At 63.4% G+C, this 14878-nt stretch carries 11 protein-coding genes; 3 read left to right on the forward strand and 8 right to left on the reverse strand.

Features of this window, described 5'->3' with window-relative positions; all coding sequences use genetic code 11:
- Window positions 1-7: 7 nt before the first annotated feature.
- Together LDN85_RS17595 and LDN85_RS17600 are read right to left on the reverse strand one after the other, a co-directional pair.
- A complete protein-coding gene (locus tag LDN85_RS17595; RefSeq protein ID WP_091549668.1) occupies window positions 8-772 on the reverse strand; it encodes an aspartate/glutamate racemase family protein in 765 nt (254 codons plus the stop codon).
- A 103-nt stretch (window positions 773-875) separates the two neighbouring features.
- Window positions 876-2441 (reverse strand): NCS1 family nucleobase:cation symporter-1, encoded by a 1566-nt coding sequence (locus LDN85_RS17600; protein WP_223943684.1) that lies wholly within the window; start codon window positions 2439-2441, stop codon window positions 876-878.
- Between the two features lie 290 nt (window positions 2442-2731).
- Between LDN85_RS17600 and aceE the strand changes: the two genes are divergently transcribed.
- A complete protein-coding gene (aceE, locus tag LDN85_RS17605; RefSeq protein ID WP_223943685.1) occupies window positions 2732-5497 on the forward strand; it encodes a pyruvate dehydrogenase (acetyl-transferring), homodimeric type in 2766 nt (921 codons plus the stop codon).
- An 85-nt stretch (window positions 5498-5582) separates the two neighbouring features.
- Here aceE and LDN85_RS17610 read toward each other — a convergent pair whose 3' ends face one another.
- Window positions 5583-5774 (reverse strand): DUF1508 domain-containing protein, encoded by a 192-nt coding sequence (locus LDN85_RS17610; protein ID WP_026541924.1) that lies wholly within the window; start codon window positions 5772-5774, stop codon window positions 5583-5585.
- Window positions 5775-5934: 160 nt separating this feature from the next.
- On the opposite strand from LDN85_RS17610, the gene nboR reads away from it, so the two are divergent.
- Both nboR and LDN85_RS17620 read left to right on the forward strand, forming a co-directional pair.
- Window positions 5935-6573 (forward strand): nicotine blue oxidoreductase, encoded by a 639-nt coding sequence (nboR, locus tag LDN85_RS17615; RefSeq protein ID WP_026541925.1) that lies wholly within the window; start codon window positions 5935-5937, stop codon window positions 6571-6573.
- A 58-nt stretch (window positions 6574-6631) separates the two neighbouring features.
- Window positions 6632-7099, forward strand: a complete 468-nt coding sequence (locus LDN85_RS17620; protein WP_223943686.1) for a GNAT family N-acetyltransferase — start codon at window positions 6632-6634, stop codon at window positions 7097-7099.
- Window positions 7100-7174: 75 nt separating this feature from the next.
- Here the strand turns inward: LDN85_RS17620 and LDN85_RS17625 are convergent, their stop codons facing one another.
- The 5 genes from LDN85_RS17625 to LDN85_RS17645 form a co-directional block, all read right to left on the reverse strand.
- Window positions 7175-10117, reverse strand: coding sequence for a molybdopterin cofactor-binding domain-containing protein (locus LDN85_RS17625; RefSeq protein WP_223943687.1), 2943 nt, complete (start codon window positions 10115-10117; stop codon window positions 7175-7177).
- On the reverse strand, window positions 10107-11045 hold the full coding sequence (locus tag LDN85_RS17630) for an FAD binding domain-containing protein (RefSeq protein ID WP_026546899.1): 939 nt from the start codon (window positions 11043-11045) through the stop codon (window positions 10107-10109). Before LDN85_RS17630 ends, LDN85_RS17625 begins: the two co-directional genes overlap by 11 nt.
- Window positions 11036-12361: an XdhC/CoxI family protein gene (locus LDN85_RS17635; RefSeq protein ID WP_081733550.1), complete on the reverse strand. Its 1326-nt coding sequence runs from the start codon at window positions 12359-12361 to the stop codon at window positions 11036-11038. Before LDN85_RS17635 ends, LDN85_RS17630 begins: the two co-directional genes overlap by 10 nt.
- A 328-nt stretch (window positions 12362-12689) precedes the next feature.
- Complete coding sequence (locus tag LDN85_RS17640) at window positions 12690-14273, reverse strand: NCS2 family permease (protein ID WP_026546900.1); 1584 nt, start codon at window positions 14271-14273, stop codon at window positions 12690-12692.
- A gap of 6 nt (window positions 14274-14279) precedes the next feature.
- The gene (locus LDN85_RS17645) at window positions 14280-14774 is read right to left on the reverse strand and encodes a nucleoside deaminase (RefSeq protein ID WP_011776019.1); all 495 of its coding nucleotides are present in this window, start codon (window positions 14772-14774) and stop codon (window positions 14280-14282) included.
- Window positions 14775-14878: the final 104 nt, after the last annotated feature.

The following is a 14878-nucleotide window of genomic DNA, read 5'->3' on the forward strand; positions in this document are numbered from 1 at the left end:
TGTTACCTCAGTGTGCCGCGTCGGCAGGCTGGGGTCCTGCGTGGGTTGAGGCCACGGTTATCGGCCAGCCTATGACAGTCTTGGGACGCGGGGTGGCATACGTCCTGACCTTCGAGGTGGACAGGCCCAGGCGGACCAGGGATTCTGCGATGGTGACTGCCGCGGCCACACCATCCACTACAGGAACGCCGGTGCGCTGACGGATCTCCTCGTCGAGACCGGCCATGCCACCGCACCCCAGGACAATGACCTCGGCTTTGTCATGGTCGACCGCTTGTTCGGCCTGGCCCACGATCGCTTCAACGGCGCGTTCCGGGTATTCCTCCAGCTCGAGCACGGCCATGCCACTGGCCCTCACAGAAGCACACCGGGCATCGAGGCCGGCAAGCTTGAGGCGGTCCTCGATCAGCGGAACCGCGCGGTCAAGCGTGGTGACCACGGAATACTTATGACCCAGGAACATCGCAGTGCTGGCGGCTGCCTCGGTGATGTCGACCACCGGGACGTCCAGGAGTTCCTGGAGGCCTTCGCGGCCGTGCTCGCCATAGCCGGCCTGGATGACGGCGTCGAATGGTTCGGGATAGTTGACCACGGCGTCCATGACGGCGATCGCGGCAAGGTAGCTTTCGAAGTTTCCTTCGCAGGAGTCGGCGCCGAAGCGCGGGGTAATGCCAATGATTTCGGTGCCGGGGGCCGCTGCAGCACGGGCCTGCGCGGCGATGGAGTCCGTCATGGACTGGGTGGTGTTGACGTTCGCGACCAGGATGCGCATGGTTTTCCTTCCAACGGCAATGCCCGTCCCTGCCGGCCGGCCCGGATCCGCTTGCTGGGATCCGGGGCGGCGTGGAGGACGGGCCGCGCCTTGATGATGGGGGTCAGTGAGTACTGGCGGCGGCGATCGGCTCGCCGGAGACGTCCTCGTGGACCTGCTTCTTGTCGGCCACTGCGAAGAACGTGAGTGCAGCAACGCCGGCTCCGATAAACCAGGCGAACGGTGCCGCGGCTGCCAATGCCGGAACGAAGGCAATGGCGATTGCGATTGCTGCCGCCGGAATCATGGCGATGATGGCCTTAGGGTTCACGCCGCGCTTGTAGAAGTAGGCGCCCTTGGGGTCCTCGCTGTACAGTTCCGGGACGTTGACCTTGCCTCGGCGGACCAGCCAGTAGTCGGCCATGATGACGCCGAACAGTGGTCCAAGCAGTGCGCCGAGGCCACCGAGGAAGTACACGATGACGATGGGGTTGTTGTAGAGGTTCCACGGCAGGATGACCAAGCCGATGGTGCCACTGACCCAGGCTGCCTTGCGGAAGTTCAGGTGCCGCGGGAAGAGATTGGTCAGCGCATAGACCGGAGCAACGAAGTTGGCCATCAGGTTCACTGCCACTGTCAGGATCAGCAGGGCAAGGCACGCCAGGACCAGCAGAAGGGTGTTCGGGATGCTCTGGACGATGTCCGACGGGCTCTCGATGACCGTTCCGTTGATCTTGTATTGGCCACCGGCCATGACAACCACAATGGCGCCGAAGACGAGCATGTTGATGGGAATTCCCCAGAAGTTGCCCTTGACGATTGACTTCTTGGAGGTGGAGGACCGCGTGAAGTCGCAGAAGTTCAGGACGAACGTTCCGTAGATGGAGACCCAGAGCGCGCCACCGGCGAAGATGGTCAGCCACATTTCCCCACCTTCAAGGCCCTTGATGCCGGACCACTGGATGGCGCCACCGGCTTCGATGAAGACCCACACGGCGATTGCGGCCATGGTCACCAGGATGACCGGGCCGGCGAAGGCCTCGTACTTACGAATCATCTCCATGCCAAAGCTGACGATGACCAGCTGAACGATCCACAGGGCCACGAAGGAGAGCCAGCCCAAAGTTGAGAGGCCCAGGATGGAGTTGCTGTCCAAGTCCTTCAAGCCGGGGGCCATGGCAACCAGCATGACGCGAAGGACCACAGAGGCCAGGTACGTCTGGATGCCAAACCACGCTACGGCAACGGCGCCGCGAACCAAGCTGGCAATTTGAGCTCCGCGGATGCCGAAGCTGATGCGGCTCATGACCGGGAAAGGAACCCCCGTCTTCTGTCCCATGAATCCGGAAAAGTTCAGGAGGCCGAACAGCAGTATGGCGCCGATTCCCAGTGCCACCAGGATCTGCCACCCGCCCAGTCCGAGGGAGAACAGGCCAATGGCGAAGGCATAGTTACCCAGGCTGTGGACGTCGTTGGCCCAGAGGGTAAAGATGCTGTAGCTGGTCCACTTGCGGCCCTTGGCTTTAGTCGGCGCAAGGTCAATGTTGTAGAGGCTGGGGCTGATGGTACGGCCTGATGCTTCGGAAGCAATGGCGCAGAGGTCAGTGTTTCCCACGACCGGGTGGTTGGGGCCACCTGCGTTTGGTTCTCCCGGAGTCTCAGTGACGCCGACTGATGAAGTCGTCTGCATCGTGGATCTCCACTTCGTACTGATTCCACATTGCGGAATCTAGTTATTGAATAGTGAAAGCACTCTATGACTCAGGTCACGTAACGTCAAGGATTCGCGGTGTATGCAGGGTCACATTCGGTTGCTTGGGCAACGGTTTCCCAGTTGACTGTTTTGGTTACGCAATCCGTGTTGACGCTGCCCATCAGCAGACGTAATCTCGAATTGCAGAATTTTATTCTCACAATACGAAATTCCTTGAGCGCCCCCACAGAGCAAGCGCCCAGACATTCAATGAAGAGAGGTTGGACGTGGCTGCAGGAGAAGAGACCTCACACATCCTCAGCGGGTTGACTGCCCAGCTGCCTGATCGTGATCCGGAAGAGACCGCTGAGTGGATTGAGTCCCTTGATGCGTTGATCGCGGAGCAGGGTACCGAGCGTGCCCAGTACATTATGCGTTCGTTGTTGCAGCGTGCCGGCGCGAGGTCGGTGGGTGTGCCGATGGTGACGACCACTGATTATGTGAACACGATCCCGGTGGACCAGGAAGCAGAGTTCCCGGGGAACGAGGAGTTCGAGCGCCGGTACCGGGCGTATATGCGGTGGAACGCCGCGGTGATGGTTCACCGTGCGCAGCGGGCTGATATTGGTGTGGGCGGGCATATCTCCACGTATGCCGGTGCCGCGACCCTGTATGAGGTGGGGTTCAACCACTTCTTCCGCGGCAAGGACCACCCCAGTGGCGGGGACCAGGTGTTCTTCCAGGGCCATGCTTCCCCTGGCATGTACGCCCGTGCGTTCATGGAAGGCCGTCTCACGGAAGAGGATTTGGACGGGTTCCGGCAGGAAAAGTCCAAGGCCGGTCATGCCCTGTCCTCGTACCCGCACCCGCGGTTGATGCCTGATTTCTGGGAATTCCCGACCGTGTCGATGGGTATCGGCCCGATGAACGCGATCTACCAGGCCCAGTCCAACCGGTACCTGCAGAACCGTGGCATCAAGGACACCTCGGACCAGCAGGTCTGGGCGTTCCTGGGTGACGGGGAAATGGACGAGCCCGAGTCCCGTGGTTTGTTGCAGCTCGCCGCGAACGAGAACCTGGACAACCTGAACTTCGTGATCAACTGCAACCTCCAGCGCCTGGACGGACCGGTCCGCGGCAACGGCAAGATCATGCAGGAACTCGAAGCGTTCTTCCGCGGCGCGGGCTGGAACGTGATCAAGGTCGTCTGGGGCCGCGAATGGGACCACCTCCTGGAAGCGGACAAAGACGGGGCGTTGGTGAAGATCATGAACGAAACCCCCGATGGTGACTACCAGACCTACAAGGCCGAGTCCGGCGGGTTCGTCCGTGAACACTTCTTCGGTAAATCCCCGCAGACCAAGGACATGGTCGCGGACTTGGACGACGAACAGATCTGGGGCCTCAAACGAGGCGGCCACGACTACCGCAAGGTCTACGCCGCCTACAAGGCAGCGACCGAGTTCAAGGGCAAACCCACGGTCATCCTGGCCAAAACCGTCAAGGGCTACGGCCTGGGCCCGCACTTCGAGGGCCGCAACGCCACGCACCAGATGAAGAAACTGACCATGGAAGACCTCAAAGCCTTCCGTGACCACCTCCGGATCCCCATCAGCGATGAACAACTCGACGCTGACCTCTACCGGCCCCCGTACTACCACCCCGGCATGGACGCCCCGGAAATCAAATACCTCATGGACCGCCGGGCAGAACTTGGCGGGTTCGTCCCCGAACGCCGCCGCAAACACACCCCCGTGACCCTGCCCGAAGCGAAGTCCTACGAAGTCGCCAAACGCGGATCCGGCAAACAACAAGCCGCGACCACCATGGCCTTCGTCCGGCTCCTGAAGGACCTCATGCGGGACAAAAACTTCGGCGCACGCTTCGTGCCCGTCGTCCCGGACGAATCCCGGACCTTCGGCATGGACGCGTTCTTCCCGACCGCGAAAATCTACAACCCCAAAGGCCAGAACTACCTCTCCGTGGACCGCGACCTCGTCCTGGCCTACAAAGAATCACCCGCCGGACAACTGATCCACCCCGGCATCAACGAAGCCGGAGCCGTCGCAGCCTTCACCGCCGCCGGCACCGCCTACGCCACCCACGGCGAACCCCTGGTCCCGATCTACGTGTTCTACTCCATGTTTGGCTTCCAACGCACCGGCGATTCGTTCTGGGCCGCAGCAGACCAAATGACCCGCGGCTTCATCATCGGCGCCACCGCAGGACGGACCACCCTCACCGGCGAAGGACTCCAACACGCCGACGGACACTCCCCCATCCTGGCCTCCACCAACCCCGCCGTGAAAACCTACGACCCCGCCTACGGCTACGAAATCGGCCACATCATCCGCCACGGCCTCGAAGAAATGTACGGCGAGAACAACACAGACGGCACCGGTGAAGACCGTAACGTCATGTACTACCTCACCGTCTACAACGAACCCATCACCCAACCCGCGGAACCGGAAAACCTCGACATCAACGGGCTCCTCAAAGGCATCTACCGCCTCGCCGAAGCCCCCACAGGAGACAGCAACCGGCCCACCGCGAACATCCTCGCCTCCGGCGTGTCCGTACCCTGGGCACTCGAAGCCGCCCGGATCCTCAACGACGACTGGGGAGTCGCCGCCGAAGTCTGGTCCGTGACCTCCTGGAACGAACTCCGACGCGACGGACTCGCCGCCGAAGAACACGCCTTCCTGAACCCCGGCCAACCCGCCCGCACCCCGTTCATCACCGAACAACTCGCAGGCACCACCGGACCAGTCATCGCAGTCTCGGACTACATGAAAGCCGTCCCCGACCAAATCCGCCAATTCATCCCCAACGACTTCGCCTCCCTCGGAGCAGACGGCTTCGGCTTCTCCGACACCCGCCAAGCCGCACGCCGCTACTTCAAAAACGACACCCACTCCATCGTCGCCAAAACCCTCCAGTTGCTGGCGGCGAGGGGCGAGGTCGAGGAGGGCGCGCCGTCGTACGCCATTGACCGCTACAAACTGCTGGACGTGAACGCCGGCACCACCGGCGGAGCGGGCGGAGACGCCTAAACACCCCGTATCAACAAAAGTGGCGGCAGTGTTCGTAAAGAACATTGCCGCCACTTGTTGTTTCGCTGGTTTCTGCCAACCGGGCCTAGGTGCCCAGGTTCCTGCGGTCCACCACAAAGCCGGTTGCCGCATTTTCGCGGACGGCGTTGATGCCGGCCACCACGGCCTTGAGGTTCGGAAACTGCGGCGACACTGCCACAACCGTGCCGTCCTCGGCGGTAAGCCTGAACCGGAATGAGTTGGATCCTGCTTTGAGAATTTCGAAATTGCCAGCCATTTCCCCTGTACTTTCACGCATCGTTGCGTTTCCGAGCTGACTTCATAACTCCCCCATAGACGATATCGGCCATTTCATACGGCCAAAAGCCCTACTCATCGGTAATTTACAACCGATATAGGTAGATCGCTTCGAAAGCCACCAAGGAGCTAGAGACCGCATGCACCCCCGCGCGTATGGTGAGGATATGACTGACATCGGCACGGCCCCCACCACGGGTGTGCTCCTCGCTGCCGGGGCCGGCACCCGCCTGGGCCGCGGCCCCAAGGCCTTGCTGCCCTTCCGCGGCCGGACTTTGGTGGAGGTTCTCGCCGATACCCTGTTCGACGGCGGTTGCCGCGAGGTTGTGGTGGTACTCGGTGCTGAGGCCGGGCATGTTCGGAGCAACACCGATTTGGGCACCCATATGGTGGTCGAGAACGAGAACTGGGCCAAGGGAATGGCCGGCTCTTTCCGCGCCGGAATCGACGCCGCCGCCCCAGGAAACAGCATCATGGTGGCGCTGGTGGACCAACCCGGTTTAACCCCGACGGCGGTCAGCAGGTTGCTGGGCAGCCACCGTCCCGGCCGGGTCACCGCAGCCGCCTATCCTGACGAGTCGGGTCACCTGAAGCGCAGGCACCCGGTGATTTTCGACGTCGGACTCCGCGCCGACGCTGCCGCGGCAGCTCACGGCGACACCGGCGCGCGTTCATTCCTCAAAGCGCACCCAGGCTTGGTGGACCTGGTGGACTGCAGTGACCTTTGTTCCGGCGAGGACCTGGATACCAAAGACCAGCTGCACCTTCTGGAAGGGTAGCGCCGGGTAGGAAGGGTAGCGCCGGGTAGGAAGGGTAGCGCCGGGTAGATTTGGGGGCATGATCCGTATCGAACCCGACGATCCCGCACGCCCTGATGTCAGCCAGCTCCTCAGCGAGCACCTGGCCGACATGTTCGCCACTTCCCCGGCCGAGAGCGTGCATGCGCTGGACCATTCGGCGTTGTCGCACGAGTCCATTACGTTCTGGACAGCCCGCGAGGACGGCACCTTGCTGGGTTGCGGTGCGTTGAAGAAACTCTCCGAAGGGCAGGCCGAGATCAAGTCCATGCGCACTACGTCCGCCGCGCGCGGACGTGGGGTGGCCACCGCGATGCTGGAGCACATTGTGGCCGAAGCCGCGCGGCTGGGTTACGGGCGCGTGAGCCTGGAGACGGGTACCGAGGATTATTTCGCCCCGGCCCGCAGGCTGTATGCCCGGCACGGTTTTACGGAGTGCCCGCCTTTTGGGGATTACATCCTGGACCCGAACAGCGTGTTCATGGAGCTCACCCTCTCCCCCAAGTAGGTAACTGCAAACGACGCAATGAGGGCTCATAGCGACGTTTGCTGTTACCTAGTTGGGCTGGCACGGGGATAGGGGTCAGTTGGGGATCAGGGTGCGGTCGCGAAGGGCCAGGTAGATCTTGTCCCGCGCGATGGGCAGCTCACCAAAGCGGATGCCGGTTGCGTTGCGGATGGCGTTGGCCAGCGCGGGAGCCACGGGATTGAACGGGCTCTCGCTCATCGACTTCGCACCCAAAGGCCCGGTGGAGTCGTTGGTGGTTGCGAAGTACACCTCGCTCCGTGGCACGTCCGCGAACGAAGGGATGTGGTACTGCCGCAGGATGTCCGTGGTGACGCGGCCGGCGTCGTCCACTTTTACTTCCTCGTAGAGCACCGCGCCGAGGGCCTGCGCGATACCGCCCTCGATCTGGCCACGGCACTGCCGCGGGTTGACCACCACACCAGCGTCCGCGGCTTGGACACTTTGCAGGATCCGCAGCTCGCCGGTTCCCGTGTTGACGGCGACCCTGAAGCCATGGACGTTGAACGCCACCGAACGCGGCGTCCCACCCCAGTTGCCGTCGGTGGCGAGCCGAACGCCTTGCAGCCGGGCGGCGTCGACGATTTCCGTCAGCGGCACCGTACGGTCACCGCACTGCACGGCACCGTCCACAAAGCGGCAGTCGGCCACCGGAACACCCGTCAGGGACGAGGCAACGGTCTGGATCCGGGTGCCGAGCTCCAGCGCCGCACCGAGCGTCGCTTTTCCGGCCACCACGGTTCCGGCCGAACCGAACGCGCCGGTGTCGTGCTCAAGGAGGTCGGTGTCGGACTGCCGCACGGTCACCTTGGACGCAGTCGTCGCCAAGGCGGTGGCCGCCAACTGCGCATGGACGGTAGTGGTGCCGTTCCCGAACTCAGCAGTACCGACGTCGACGGCGAACCTTCCGTCAGCTTCCAGGCTCACCCGCGTGTGGGCGAAGTGTCCGCGCGGCGGGACGGTGTCGATCATGGACAGGGCAGAGCCCTCCCCTACCACCCAGTCCGGGCCGAGGTCGTCCAAGCCTGCAGCCCGGTAGCGTTCCTTGCCGCGGTCCAGGGCATCCCTGACCAAGGCGACGCACTGGTCCAATCCGTAGCTTCCGTAGTGGACGTCTTCCTCGGGCTCGGGGGTTGTGGAGAGCATGTGGTCGCCGGGCCGGACCATGTTCTTGAGCCGGAACTCCAGCGGATCCATGCCGATCCCGATGGCCAGCTCGTCAATGGCGGATTCGATGGCGAAGATCATTTGGCTCAGCCCATACCCGCGGAAAGCGCCTGCGGGGACGGTGTTGGTGTAAACCGCGTGCGCGTCCACCTTCTTGTTCACGCACTTATAGACGGCCAAGGATTCTCCACAGCCGTGGAACATCACACCGGGAGCATGGTTTCCGTAGGCACCGGTATTGGTGAGGACGTCAAGCTGCAGCGCCGTGAGGTACCCGTCCCGGCTGGCACCCGCCTTGAGCTTGATGGTGAAGGGGTGGCGGGTGGTGGTTGCGGTGAACTGCTCTGTCCGCGTGAACTCCAGTTGGACGGGCCTGCGCAGTTTCAGGGCGGCGAGGGCTACCAAGTCCTCGGTCAGGACCTCCTGCTTGCCACCGAAACCGCCGCCAACCCGGCCAGCCACCACCCGGATGGTCTCCGGCGCCAGGTTGAACACCCGGCTCAAGGTCCTTTTCACCAGGAACGGAACCTGCGTTGAGGAACGGATCATCAGCCGGCCGTCCTCATCCAGCCAGGCAATGGACGAGTGGGTTTCCATGGCCACATGCTGCACGCGCTGGGTTTGGTACGTGTGCTCGTGGATGAAGTCGGCCGCCGCGAAGCCGTCCGCAACGCTGCCCAGCTCGGCATGGACCTCGGCCACTACATTGTGATGCGGGCGGGAAATGCGGGAGAAGACCCCATCCTTTTCTCCGTGAATAGCCGGCGCTCCGGGGAGGATGGCCTCTTGCGGCGTAAACACCGGCTCCAGGAGTTCGTAATTCACTTCCAGTGCCCGGGCCCCGGCCTCGGCTGCGCCCACGGATTCAGCGACTACCGCAGCAACGCGCTGTCCGATGAAGCGCACCACGTTGTCCAACACCCGGGTGTCGTCAGGATCGTCGGTGAAGTTCTCGTGCTGGGCCGTGGAGAACAGCAGCTGTGGAGCGTCCTCATGCGTGAAGACCGCCACGACGCCGGGAACCGCCAATGCCGGGGCCTTGTCGATGGACACGATCCGGGCATGCGGGTGCGGCGAACGCAGCAGCTTCAGGTGCAGCAAGCCCGGAAGGTCCTCGGCAGGTACGTCCAGGGCGTAGCGGGCGGTCCCGGTGACCACGGCTTGGCCGGCTGGTGCGGGAACGTTGTCGCCGAGCTGGCCCGGAGCGGCTGCCACAGGGGCAGCTGCTGCTGCCATCGCCTTCGCGGTGCCGGAGGGCGCGGGCGACTGCGTGTTGGAAACAGGATCCGGCCCGGAAGCAGGCAGCCTCCCGGAAATAGGCAGCGTCCCGGAAACTGGCTGTGCCCCCGAAACGTCAGCTCCGGCGTCGTGCTGGTCTCCGCCACTGTGGCGGCCGCCGTGGCCTTCGCCATGGCCGCAGACCGCATCCGCGATGGACCGGTAACCGGTGCACCGGCACAGGTTTCCCTTGAGGTTGCGCGGCAGATTGGCGCGTTGTTCGTCGTCGAACGTTGCAGCAGTCATCATCATGCCGGCGGTGCAGAAACCGCACTGAAAACCCTGGGCCTCGAGGAACTGCTCCTGCACAGGGTGCAGGCCTTCGTCCGACACGAGGCCCTCGATGGTGGTGACCGCTTTACCTTCGGCGCGAACGGCCGGGTAGATGCAGCTGTGAACGGGTGTGCCGTCCACGTGAACCGTGCAGGCTCCGCAGTCGCCGCCGTCGCAGCCCTTCTTGACTCCGAAGTTTCCCTCTTCACGGAGGAACGTGCGCAGGCACTGGCCCGGGCGGGGTGTGGCCTGCGAGGCAGAACCGTTGATCTCAATTGCCATTCGGGGCCTCCTTCTGCTGGGTGGTGGTTGGTGTGGGCTGGGTGGACGGCTGGGGCGAGGTATTGTGCGGGGGCCAGAAATCGCCGGACACAGCCATGGACTCGCCCAACAGTTCTGCCCGGATTTCCTCCGCCAGCTTGAACGTCATATCCCGCCGCCACGCGGGGAGCCCGTGGATGTCGTCGTGGTAGAGCGGCCACGGAATGGAATCGCCGACGACGTCAGCCAGCGTCCCGGCGTCGGGAACCTGCCCGGCGGGGAACCGCAGCTGTACCGGCCTTTTGGTGGAGGCGGTCACGGTGATGACCAGCCCGCCGTCGGGGTCCAGCCGGCCGATCAGCAGCACGCCGGAGCGGCCGAGGTTGCTGAGGGATAAACGGCGGAAGGCCACGCGGGCGGAGAGCGCGTTGGCCGGCAGATGGATGCTGCGGAGCAACTCCCCGGGGGCCAGGACGGTCTGCATGTCTCCAGTCACGACGTCGGCCACGGGAACCTTGCGGCTGGTGCCGTCCGGGCTGAGGATGGTGGCTTCGCCGTCCAGTCCGGCGCAGAGCGAGGTCATGGGCCCCGCGGGCAGCCCGGTGCAGATGTTGCCGCCCACCGTCGACATGTTCCAGATCTTGAACGAGGCCACGAACGAGTCGCAGCACGGCCGGATCAGCGCCAATCCGGGCCACTCGCGGGTGGCTGCTTCAGTGGTTTGTGGCAAGGCGTAGAGCTCAGCGACGGTGCATGTGGCGGCAAGTTCGATGCCCGCATCCGTAACGGTGATGGCCGGCCATTCCGCTTGGCCAAGGTCCAGGAGCCGCTTGAGAACGGTGCTTCCATAGGAGAAAAGGACAGTGCCCCCGGCGAGCCAGGCGTCGCCGTCGCGCCATTGTGCGGGGTCCGTGGTGGGGACCACGGCCTCGATGGTGTTCATGTCCATGGGTCCTCCTGAGTGAGGTGTTGAGTGGTTGCGTGCGTCGGGGCCGGGATCGGCGCTGCGTTGGGCGTTGCGTGCGTCGGGGCCGGGATCGGCGCTGCGTTGGGCGTTGCGTGAATCGGCATTGGGTGAATCGGGCCGGCGCTGTCTTTGAGGGAAGGGAACCCGGGGGCACTCGAAGTCCGCCGGCCCGCACCGCGCTCAGCAATGATTTCGGCGGTGATGGAAACCGCCACTTCAGCGGGAGTGACAGCACCCAGGTTCAGTCCGATCGGCGAATGCAGCCGGTCCAGGGACTCCGGCGAAGTGCCTGCCTCGAGCAAGGCGTCGATCCGTTGGCGGTGGCTGCGGCGGGAACCCATGGCGCCGAGATACGCCAGGTTGATACGGAGGGCGCTCTGGAGCAAGGGGATGTCGAACTTGGGATCGTGCGTCAGGACGCACACCACGGTACGGGCATCAATGCGTCCTGCCGCTGCCTCTGCTTCAAGGTAGCGATGCGGCCATTCGGTAACCACTTGGTCTGCTCCCGCGAATCGGGTTTGCTTGGCGAACGCAGGCCTGGCGTCGCACAGGGTCACGTTGTATCCGAGGAGTTGTCCGGCGGGCAGCAGTGCTGCGCCGAAGTCGTTGGCGCCGAAGACCAGCATCCGGGCGGCCGGCAACCGGCTTTCCACCAACAGGGTGATGGGCTCCGGTTGCGTTTCCTCCTGTGGGGGCATGGCCAGCCTCTCCGTGGTAACCCAGCCATCGATGCATCCCTCGGGCGGTGCCAGGCGCACCAAACCGGCTCGGCCACCTTGGAGCAGTGGCTCCACCTGGGCAGCGGCGGCAAAAAGTGTGGAGGGGTGGTCGCCCAGCAGTTTAGCCAGTTCCTCTGACTCCATGGCACGGAACCGGACGGGATCATTGACCACCATGACTCCGCCGTGTGCATCGAGCCGGCGGATCAAGGCCGCAGGACGCGGGGTTTCGGCAAAAACAGACAGCTCAGGCGATCCTGCCCGGAGAGGCTGGATATGGACTTCCAGTTCCCCTCCACAGGTAAGGCCGACGGCGAACGCGTCCTCGGAACTGTAGCCGAACGACTCAAGGCGGGGGCCGCCGTCGCGCATTGCTTCCAAAGCCGCTTCCACCACGGCGCCTTCCACGCAACCCCCGGACAGGCTGCCCAGGATTTCGCCGTTTTCGGAGACCAACATTGAGGTTCCCATGGGCCGCGGCACAGAACCGCCAGTCCCTACGATCGTGGCCACAGCACACAGTTGGCCGGAGACCGCAGGCCGCCAGCTGCCCAGTGAAGGCATCAGATCCAGCATGGCAACACATCCTTATTCCAGGTGTCCCAGCCGGGTGGCCCGGCCGGAGCAGTGCGCGATCTTGCCCCATAATCTCATTTCCAGAGGTTGTTGAGGGGAAGTCGCAGGTAATCGATAAAAGCGTTCATGGGAACGGGGGCAAGGGCTTCATCTCCCTGCCCCCGTTCCTTGACGGAGCGTCGACCGCCCAGCCGCCGTCCGCCGTCGTGCCTTCCAGTCCTTATGGTTCGGGAAGGACGACGACGGCGGACGCCTATTCGTGCGGTGGGTGCCGGCGGACCGCCGATCAGAGTGCCGGAACAACCGCCGGCGCGGGTGCGGCTCCCGGTTAGACGCCCATCAGGGCGTTGATCGGGCCGCGGGCAAAGTAGATGATGAAGCCGGCCGTAACCACCCACATCAGCGGGTGGACCTTCTTGGCCTTGCCCGACGCCGCGCTGATCACGGCGAAGGAAACGAATCCGACGCCGATTCCGTTGGCGATCGAGTAAGTCAACGGCATGGTCACGATGGTCAGGAACGCCGGGAGCGCAATCGAGAACTTGGTGAACTTGATCTCGCGGATCTGCGCCATCATCATGGCACCCACCACCACCAGGGCTGCTGCTGCAACTTCCAACGGCACCACCGAGGTAAGCGGCGTGAAGAACATCGAGCCCAGGAACAGCAAACCGGTGACCACTGAGGCCAGGCCGGTACGTGCGCCTTCGCCGATGCCGGCCGCCGAGTCGATGTACACCGTGTTGGACGAACCCGACGTCGCACCACCCACCACTGCGCCCATGCCTTCAACAATGAAGGCCGACTTCAGCTTGGGGAACGTGCCGTCCTTATGCGCCACGCCTGCACTCTTGGCCAGGCCCGTCATGGTGCCCATGGCGTCGAAGAAGTTGGTGAACACCAGGGTGAAAACCAACATGGTTGCTGCCAGTCCACCGATCCGTGCGAACGAACCGAAGAGATCGAACTGGCCCACCAGGCTGAGGTCCGGGACGGACACCAACTGGCTCGAGAGGATGGGGACATTGAGGTGCCAGCCGCCGGGGTTCTCTGCGCTGCCGGGACCAATGTGGAAAACGGCCTCGGCAACGGCGGCGAGGATGGTGGTGGCGACGATGCCGATCAGCAGGCCGCCCTGAATCTTGCGTGCCACGAGGATGCCCATGGTCAGCAGACCCACAATGAAGACGAGGGTGGGGATGGATGTGATGGAGCCGTTGTCGCCCAGCTGGACCGGCGGACCGCCCGTGGTGGCGCGGACAAAGCCGGAATCGACGAAGCCGATGAAGGCAATGAACAGGCCGATGCCAACGGTAATGGCGGCCTTGAGTTCCTTGGGGACTGCCTTGAAGATCGCCGTACGGGCGCCGGTGGCACCGAAAAGGACAATCAGGATGCCGTTGATGACCACCAGGCCCATGGCTTCTGGCCATGTCACTTCCTGGATGACCGCGACGGCAAGGAACGAGTTGATGCCCAGGCCGGCCGCGAGGCCGAAGGGCAAGTTGGCAATCAGACCGAAAATGATGGTCATGACGCCGGCAGTCAGGCCCGTTACGGCACCGACCTGTGCTGCTGAGAGCCAGCCGCCGGCCACGTCCGTGGGAGCGTTTTCCGCCGAGAAGCCGCCAAGGATCAGCGGGTTCAGGATGACGATGTACGCCATGGTGAAGAACGTGACCAGGCCGCCGCGGAATTCACGGGCCAGCGTGGAGCCACGCTTGGAGATCTGGAAGAACCTGTCCAGAAAGGAGTTCGACACCGGGGGCTTCTTGTTGCCATCTGCCAGGCCGGTTGCCGTGTGCTTTGCTGCTGTGGGCTCTGCGCTGTTCTCTCCGTTGGGGAAGAGCGCAGCCTGCTTCTCAGCTGCTGTCTGCATTTCTGCGTTATCCAGGATGTTCATGTCAGCCACCGGGCCCTAGTAGTCAATCCTGGAATCAAGCGTGTTCCATGTGTTGAACGGCTGGAGGGCCTCCGGAGCCTGGGGGTCGCCCAGTTCCAGCTTGGCTACCGGCATCAGCGCGTCCCGGTTGTCGTTCTCGAAGTACTCGTAGAAGACGGCGTCGTCGAAGCCAACGGATGCGGCGTCGTGACGGTCTGCGGCAAAGAACACGCGGTCCACGCGTGCCCAGAGTGCCGAAGCCAGGCACATGGGGCATGGCTCGCAGCTGGTGTAGAGGGTTGCTCCGCTGAGATCGAAGGTCCCCAGTTCGCGGCAGGCGTTGCGGATGGCCGTAACCTCTGCGTGTGCGGTGGGATCATTCGTTGCGGTAACGCGGTTGACGCCTTCGAAGGCTCGTCCGTCCGCGGTGACAATGACGGCGCCGAAAGGGCCACCACTGTTAAGGACATTGGCTGTAGCCAGCTCAATGGATGTGGCCAGGAATTGCTCGGCCGTGACGGTTGTACTCATGTTGCGACTTCCTTAGTGCTGAGGAAGCCAGGTGACCTGTTTGGGGGCGCTACAGAGAGGAGCTCCAGTTAGCTTGGTTACCAGGCTTCAGCATGTGCGATGAA

The sequence above is a fragment of the Arthrobacter sp. StoSoilB20 genome (assembly GCF_019977295.1).
Classification (GTDB): Bacteria; Actinomycetota; Actinomycetes; order Actinomycetales; family Micrococcaceae; genus Arthrobacter; species Arthrobacter nicotinovorans_A.